The sequence below is a fragment of the Microbispora sp. NPDC046973 genome (genome assembly GCF_040644495.1).
Classification (GTDB): Bacteria; Actinomycetota; Actinomycetes; order Streptosporangiales; family Streptosporangiaceae; genus Microbispora.
This window is the reverse complement of sequence record NZ_JBEYWQ010000068.1, coordinates 1-7335: the sequence shown is the minus strand read 5'-3', so window position 1 is coordinate 7335 and position 7335 is coordinate 1. Positions and strand designations below refer to the sequence as shown.

Annotated in this window: 5 protein-coding genes; 2 read left to right on the top strand and 3 right to left on the bottom strand. The window is 71.7% G+C overall.

What is annotated here, in order from left to right; genetic code table 11:
- Nucleotides 1–1404: LuxR C-terminal-related transcriptional regulator (locus ABZ860_RS42645; protein WP_357232525.1), on the top strand; the 1404-nt coding region annotated here is incomplete at its 5' end.
- A 71-nt stretch (nucleotides 1405–1475) separates the two neighbouring features.
- Here ABZ860_RS42645 and ABZ860_RS42640 read toward each other — a convergent pair.
- The 3 genes from ABZ860_RS42640 to ABZ860_RS42630 form a co-directional block, all read right to left on the bottom strand.
- Nucleotides 1476–2324: a carbohydrate-binding protein gene (locus ABZ860_RS42640; protein ID WP_357232522.1), complete on the bottom strand. Its 849-nt coding sequence runs from the start codon at nucleotides 2322–2324 to the stop codon at nucleotides 1476–1478.
- A 155-nt stretch (nucleotides 2325–2479) separates the two neighbouring features.
- Nucleotides 2480–5665 (bottom strand): M28 family peptidase, encoded by a 3186-nt coding sequence (locus ABZ860_RS42635; protein WP_357232519.1) that lies wholly within the window; start codon nucleotides 5663–5665, stop codon nucleotides 2480–2482.
- A gap of 126 nt (nucleotides 5666–5791) precedes the next feature.
- Nucleotides 5792–6739 carry a LysR family transcriptional regulator gene (locus tag ABZ860_RS42630; RefSeq protein ID WP_357232516.1) on the bottom strand — a complete coding sequence of 316 codons (948 nt, stop codon included), beginning with the start codon at nucleotides 6737–6739 and terminating at the stop codon, nucleotides 5792–5794.
- A 384-nt stretch (nucleotides 6740–7123) separates the two neighbouring features.
- Between ABZ860_RS42630 and ABZ860_RS42625 the strand changes: the two genes are divergently transcribed.
- A partial coding sequence (locus ABZ860_RS42625; protein ID WP_357232513.1) for an RICIN domain-containing protein occupies nucleotides 7124–7335 on the top strand: 212 nt, incomplete at its 3' end.

The window sequence follows — 7335 nt, the reverse complement described above, 5'->3', positions numbered from 1 at the left end:
CGGGTCCGCTACCGCATGCTGGAGACGCTGCGGGAGTTCGGCAGGCTTCGGCTGCAGGGGCCCGGCGAGCGGCGGGCGCTGGCCCGCCGCCACCGTGACCACTACCTCCGTCTGGTCGAGCGGGCGGTGGCCGAGTGGTTCGGCCCCGCCCAGGCCGTCTGGTTCGTCCGGCTGCGGCTGGAGCGGGCGCACCTGCGCGCCGCCATGGAGTTCTCCCTGGACGAGCCCGGCGAGGCGGAGGCCGGGCTGCGCATGGCCACCCTCCTGTTCGATCCCCATTGGATCCCCAACGCGTTCTACAGCGAGGGTCGCTACTGGCTCGACCGGCTCCTACAGGCGGCCCCGCAGCCGACCGCCATCCGGGCGGAGGCGCTGTGCAGCGGCGGACATCTGGCGTTGATGCAGAACAACCGCATCGTGGGGGAGCTTCTCGTCGGCGAGGGCCGGGCGCTGGCGGAGGAGCTGGGCGACACGAGAGTTCTGGCCTTCGCGTCGCTGGTCTCGGGCATAGCGGCGCACCAGAGGGGCGACAACGCACGGGCGGTCGTCCTGCTGGAAGAGGCTGTGGAGGGGCTCACCGCCGCGGGGAACGTCATCAACGTCGTCACCGGTCTTTTCGCGCTCGCGGCCTCGGTCGACTGTCTCGGCGACTCGGACCGGGCGGGCCGGTTGTTCGAGCGTAGTCTGTCGCTCGCCGAAAGCCATGGTGAGAGCTGGATCCGCTCCTGGGTACTGACCACGTTCGCCATGCACGAATGGCGGCGAGGGGACAACGCCCGGGCGGCGTGGCTGGCCCGCGAGAGCCTGCGGGTCGGCCGCGGCTTCGGCGACCGGCTCGCTCTCGGGACCGCGCTGGAGACGCTCGGCTGGATCCTGCAGCGCGAGGGCCGGCACGCCGCCGCCCGCATGCTCGGCGCCGCGGCGGGGGTGTGCAGGGCGGCCGGAGTGACCGTCCTGTGGATGGAGCACCAGAGAGAGTTTCACGAGCGGTGCGTGAGCGCCCTCCGCGCGAAGATGGGCGACCACGCCTTCGACCGCGCGCTGCGTCAGGGAGAACGGCTGACGCTCGACGACGCCATCGCCGAGGCGCTCGGCGAGCAGCCGGACGAGGGCGGGACCGTGGATCGCGACGAGCACCGGGAGCCGGTCGAACCGGAACCGTCACCGCTGACCCCGCGCGAGCGGGAGATCGCCGAACTGATCGCGCAGGGCCTGAGCAATCGGGAGATCTCCTCGGCCCTGGTCATCTCGCAGCGGACCGCGGAGGGCCACGTCGAGCGGATCCTGAACAAACTCGCCTTCAACTCCCGCACCCAGATCGCCGCCTGGGTGACCGCGCGCAAGGCCGGCGCCCGGAGCCGCCAGGATCACGACGACCCTCCACCCCCTCCCCGCCCTCACTGAAGGGACGGCGAAGCGGGTCGGGGGCGGCCGTGAACCCGGCGGAGCCGCTGGGAAGAGATCTCTCCGGAGAGCTAGCCGACGCGCTGCCACAGGGACGGGACGTTCGGCGGCTCCCAGCCGACCTGGGCGGTGTGTCCCTGGACGCAGCGGTAGGTAGAGCCGCCGTAGGTGACCGTGTCGCCGGCCGCGTACGTCCGGCCGGCCTGCCAGGTCCCGCCGGGTCCGGCGGTCGGGCTGGTCGTCGGGCTGGCGGACGGGCTGCTGCTCGGCGGCGCGCCCTGGACGTTCAGCACGAAGTCGAACGTCGCCTCGAGGCCGGCGCCGTTGCTGCGGACGTTCATCAGCAGCCTGGCGTCGTAGATCGTGTCGGTGGTGTTGCGGGGCTCGCCGGGGAAGTACAGCTGCGTCGTGAGGACGGGCTTGCTGGGGGCCTGCGCCTTCACGTGGATGTGCCGTGTCCGTCCCGGGTACAGCCCGGGGACGATCGTGGTCAGTTTGTAGGAGCCGTCGGCGCCGGTGTACTGGTGGCCGCGGAAGTTGAAGCCGGCGTTGTCGTAGGCGCCGTTCCTGTCGGCTTGCCAGAAGTCCAGCAGCACGTTGGCGAGCGGCCGGCAGGAGAGTCCGAAGACGTAGCCGCTGACCGTCAGAGGGGTGCCGCTGCCCGGCAGCGTCGTGCGCTGCGGGGAGTTCGGTTTGAAGTAGGGTCCCTCGATCTGCTCGACCGTCGGCTCATCGTCGTCGTCGCAGAAGGGGGTGGGGAGCAGCGGTCCGCCGGTGCCCGCGGCGTCGCGGGCGAGCGAGGCATGGGCCGCCGTGCCCGCCAGGATCGACATCGGGGCGCCGATCAGCGCCGCCTTGAGCAGGGCCTTGCGGGTGATCCCGCCGGGTCTCTCCTCGTCTCCGAGGTCTACGGGTTCCACGGGTTTCCTCCCTGTGCTTGTCGGGTGTGGAGGAGTCAGGGCGGCGGCACCCTCCGCGAGGTACACCGCCCCGACTCCTCACCGGGCGGACGGCTTTCGCCCGGTCGGGAGACGTCGCCCGCAATCGCGAGTCAGGTCCGGGCGACGTCGTGTGGTCAGACGGGCTGCCAGAGGGCCGGGACGTTGGGCGGTTCCCAGCCGGGCAGCGAGGTGTGCGACTGGAGGCAGCGGTAGGTCCTGCCCGCGTATGTCACGGTCTGGCCGGCGGTGTACGCGGTCCACTCCTTCCATGTGGTGTCGCCCTGGTCGCCGCCGACGGTGAGGGAGAAGGAGGCCGAGTGGTCGGCGCTGCTCCCGTCGGCGTCGAGACTGACGGCGTACGTGCCCGGCGCCGCGCCCGCGGTCGTCGAGATCGTCACCTGGGACGACTGGCCCGTGGTGATCGTCTGCGGCGAGAACGACACCGACACCCCGGCGGGGACGCTCGACGCCGACAACGTCACCTGCTGGGCGTTGCCCGCGCTGACCTGGGTGAACAGCGTCGTGGTCGCCGACTTCCCCGCCTGCACCGATGCCGAGGACGGGTTCGCCGAGACGGTGTAGTCGTCCGTGGGCGCCGGGCCCTGCCCGACCGCGAGCTTCCACAGCACGTACGCGATGCCGTCGGCGTTGCGGTCGAGGGCCGTGGTGTCGACATTGGACGGATAGGTGTCGCACGCGGAGTGGTAGCAGCGGTCGAACGCCTGCCCGGCCGTGCCGCCCCACTTCTGCGCCTGGGCCGCCGACTTGATCGTCTCTGCGCCGGTGAAGACGCCGCCGACCCGTACGCCCGCGTTCTTGAACGGCGTGTGGTCGCTGCGCCCGTCGCCCTCGGTCTCGATCTCCGTCGGGATGTTCAGTGTCGCGTAGTAGTCGTTGAACAGCTTCTGCAGCGCGGGGTCGTCGTCGTAGACGAAGTAGCCGGCGTTGGGCGAGGCGGTCATGTCGAAGTTGAGGTAGGTCTCCACTCCGGCGGCGCCGCCGTTCTGCACGTAGTACGTCGAGCCCCGCATGCCCAGCTCCTCGGCGCCCCACCAGGCGAACCGCACGTGCTTGGTGAGCGTGGGATTGCGCGCGGCGAGGGTGAGCGCGACCTCGAGCAGCGAGGCGGAGCCGGACCCGTTGTCGTTGATGCCGGGGCCCGCCGCGACGCTGTCCAGGTGGCCGCCGAGCATGACGGTCGGGCTCGCCGGCCCGCCGGTCCAGTCGGCGATGAGGTTGGTGTGCGTCTGGCCGTTGTAGGTGAAGCTCTGCGTCCGCGTGGTGTATCCGGCGGCGTCGAGCTTGGCCTTCACGTAGTTCAGCGCGGTGGTGTACGCGCCGGACGGCGAGGGCCGGTTGCCGATCGCCTGCAACTGCTGCAGGTGGGCGTTGACGTTCGCCACCGGGATGTCCGGCGTGGCCGGGCCGGGATCGCCGGACCCCACCGTGAGCGAGTAGGTCGCCTGCCGGTCGGCGTCCGTGCCGTCCGCCACGATCGTGATCGGGTAGGCGCCCGCGGGCGTGCTCGCCGACGTGGACAGCCTGAGCTGCGAGGACTGTCCGGCCGTGATGGTGGCCGGGGTGAACGTCGCGGTGACGCCGGCGGGCAGGGCGCCGGTCCTCAGCGTGATCTGCTGGGCGCCGCCGGTGGTGACCGTCGTGCTCACCGTGGCGGTGACGGCCTGGCCCGCCTGCGTGCTGCCGGAGGCCGGGGTGACCGAGACGGAGAAGTCGTCGCCGCCCGGGTTCGCCGTGCAGGCCGGGTCGTTGGCCGCCGGGACGCCGACCGCGGTCCAGGCCGCCTTGACCGCGTTGAACTCCGCGCAGCTGCCGGGGAACAGCGACTTGGCGGCGTTCAGCGTGTTCACGCGTGCCTTGGCGTGCGTACGCGGGAGGGTCTTGAGGTTCAGCGAGGCCAGGAAGATCATGCCGGCCTTCTGGATGCCGATCCCGGTCAGCGACGAGGGCCCGCCGCAGACGGGACTGGCCGGCTTGCCGCCGCCGGGGTCGGTGCCCTCGGCGAGCAGGTAGAACCAGTGGTTCTGCGGGCCGGCCGCCGAGTGGACCTCGGTGTTCGGGATCGAGGCGCTGTAGCAGTCGGGGTCGCCGTTGGTCGAGGGCCGGTACATGTACCGGATCGGCCCGCCGCCCACCAGGTTGACCTCCTCGCCGACCTGGTAGTCCGGCGGGTCGTTCGGGTTGTTCGCGTACGCCTCGGTCAGCGCGCCGAAGATGTCGCCGGTCGACTCGCCCATGCCGCCGGCCTCGTTGCCGCTGCCCGCACCGGCGCCGGTGAACTGGTCGACGGCGTGGCCGAACTCGTGGCCGACCACGTCCATCGAGGTCGCCTGCTGGTTGTTCGCCTGGTTGTGGCCGAAACTGGTGTAGCTGCCGTTCCAGTACGCGTTGACGTCGCCCAGGCCCACCCGGATCGGGAAGCCGCCGCCGGAGCCGTTGATGCCGCTGCGCCCGAGCCAGTCGCGCAGCATGTTCCATTCGGTCTGCGCGGCGTAGAGCGCGTCGACGCACGCGGTTTCGAGGCTGGTTCCCGAGGCGTTGCCCCAGTCGTCGTCGGGCCCGGTGTAGGCGGCGCCGTTCTGGCCGCCGCAGCGCAGGCCGGGGCGGGTGGTGTCGGTCATCGAGTAGCCGCCGGCCGACCCGGAGGTCTGGATCGTCACCGGGTCGCCGTTGTAGTAGCCGTGCCCGACACCGGCCTTGACGTCGTCGTAGGAGTCGAGCACCGTGCCGGTGACGGCGTCGACGAAGACGTGCAGGACGCTCGGGACGTCGCCCTTTCTCCTGCCGGTGACCACCGTCTCCCACGCCAGCCTGGGCGTGTCGAGGGCGGCGTCGACGACGAGCTTGGGCGCGCCCGCGGACTCGACCTCGGCGAGCAGGCCGCGCGCCTTCACGGCGGCCTGCGCCGCGGTCACGCGGGGCACCTCGGAGACGTTCAGCTCGGTGCGCTGGCCCGTGGTGACGACCTGCACCGTCTGCCCGGACGAGTCGGTGGAGACGACGACGTCGCCGCCGTGGACGGGCAGGCCCGCGTGGGTGCGGGCGTAGGTCAGGTAGCGCAGCCCGCCCGCGCCGGTGACGGTGCGGGCGAGCGTGAACTCGTCCGAGGGCGCCGTGTGCAGCGCCCGCGCCGAAGCGGCCAGAGCGCTCGCCGCGCTGGCGAGTGCGCGCGCCTCGGGGCCGGGTGGGGCCGGGGCGCTCGAGGCGGAAGCCGGCGTGGTGGCCGTTCCCGCGAGGGATGACGAGGTCAGGGCTACCGCCGTCAGTACGGCCAGCGCCGCTGATCGTGCAGGGGGTCTCACTCCTGGTGACTCCTGTCCCTTGGGGGGTTGAGGGGAGGAGCCCGGCCGGGGCTGAGACACACCGTGACATCGACGACGGGAGACGGGTAACCCCGCACCTTCCCATACGGTCGCGCTATAGGGGCGTCATGGCTGGGCGAGCGGCCCGTGACGCCCGAGCCAGTCCTGGTAGACCGCCGACTTCTCGGCGTCGGTCCAGTACGCCCGGCGGACCGCCGCCACGAGCTCGGCGATGTGCGGATCGACGGGACCGGCCTCGGTCCAGCCGATCAGATGACGGAAGCTGAGCGGCGTCCCGGACAGCGGGCGGATCGCGATGCCCGGGTAGCCGCGGCTGGTGGCCTGGAACATCCCGACGCAGCGGGACGCGGCGATCAGGTCCACCGCCACACTGAGGGTCGCCTCGCAGCCGATCTTCGGAACAAACCCCGCCCGCGCGCAGGCCTCGCCGAAGTGCTCGCGGTGGCCGACCTCGATCATCACCGGCAGCGACCACTCCTCCTCGGCGAGGTCGGCCAGGTCGATCTCCCGCCGGGCGGCCAGGGGATGCGACTCCGCGAGCCCGACGAAGATCGGCTCCCAGGCGACCGGCGCGTACCCGACACCGGCGGGCGGCGTGAGCGGGAGGCCCGGGTAGTCGGCGAGCGTCGCCAGCTCCAGCCGCCGCGAGCGCAGCAGGCTCGGCAGCACGTCCATCGCCTCCTCGGTGCGCAGCGTGACCTCGGCGTCCGGCAGCAGCTCCCGAAGCGTTCCGATGATGTGCAGCGCGAGGTGGCTGGACATGCAGCCCACGCGCAGCACCCTGCGGCCGGCGAACCGCATGCCGTCGCGCCGCAGCTCCTCGAACGCGGGCAGCAGCGAGCGGGAGCGTGCCAGCACCCACTCGCCGAGCGGTGTGGGCGAGGCGCCCTCCCTTCCACGCTCGAACAGCGGGCTGCCGAACATCGACTCGATGCGCCGAAGCTGAGCCGCCAGGGACGGCTGGGAGGTCTTCAGCGCGGCGGCGGCCTTGGAGATGCTCCCGTGGTCCGCGATGGCGCAGACCGCGCGCAGATGACGCACTTCTAGCTCCACGCCCCGAGCGTAATAAGTAAAGAAACTTTGCAGTAGGCCCAATATCGGCTCGTCAGCCAGGGTGGCCGCCGCGCAGCGGGAGCCGGGCGGCCATCCGATGCCGCCGCCCGCGCGAGCGGGACGCCGCTCCGGCGTGTCCCGTGCCTCCTGAAAATTTCACCGGTGGACGCCAGGGGCACCGGCTCCCACCTGCCCGGATCGGCGAGCGCCCGAGCCGGGCCCTCGACCGGCCGGCGCAGAGCATTGACCCGGGTTCCCGAGGTCCGTAATTTTGGCCGTGTTCCGGTTCATGGATGTTGTTCACATCTATGAATTCCCCCCCTTGCGGGACCAGGAGTCGCCCCCTCGGTCAGGGGTCCTGCACGACATGCAAGGAGCTCGGCTTTGAGAACCAGAACCAGAACCGGAGTCGGGGTGATCGGCACCCTCGCCGGAGCCGCCGCCCTGGTCGGCGGCGTCTTCGTCGGCGTCTCCAATGCGGCGCCCAGTGCGGGACCCAGCGCGGGCGCCTACCGGATCGTCAACGGCGCCAGCGGCCTGTGCCTCACCGTTCCCGGCGGCAGCACCGCCGACGGCGTGCAGCTCACCGTCTCCAC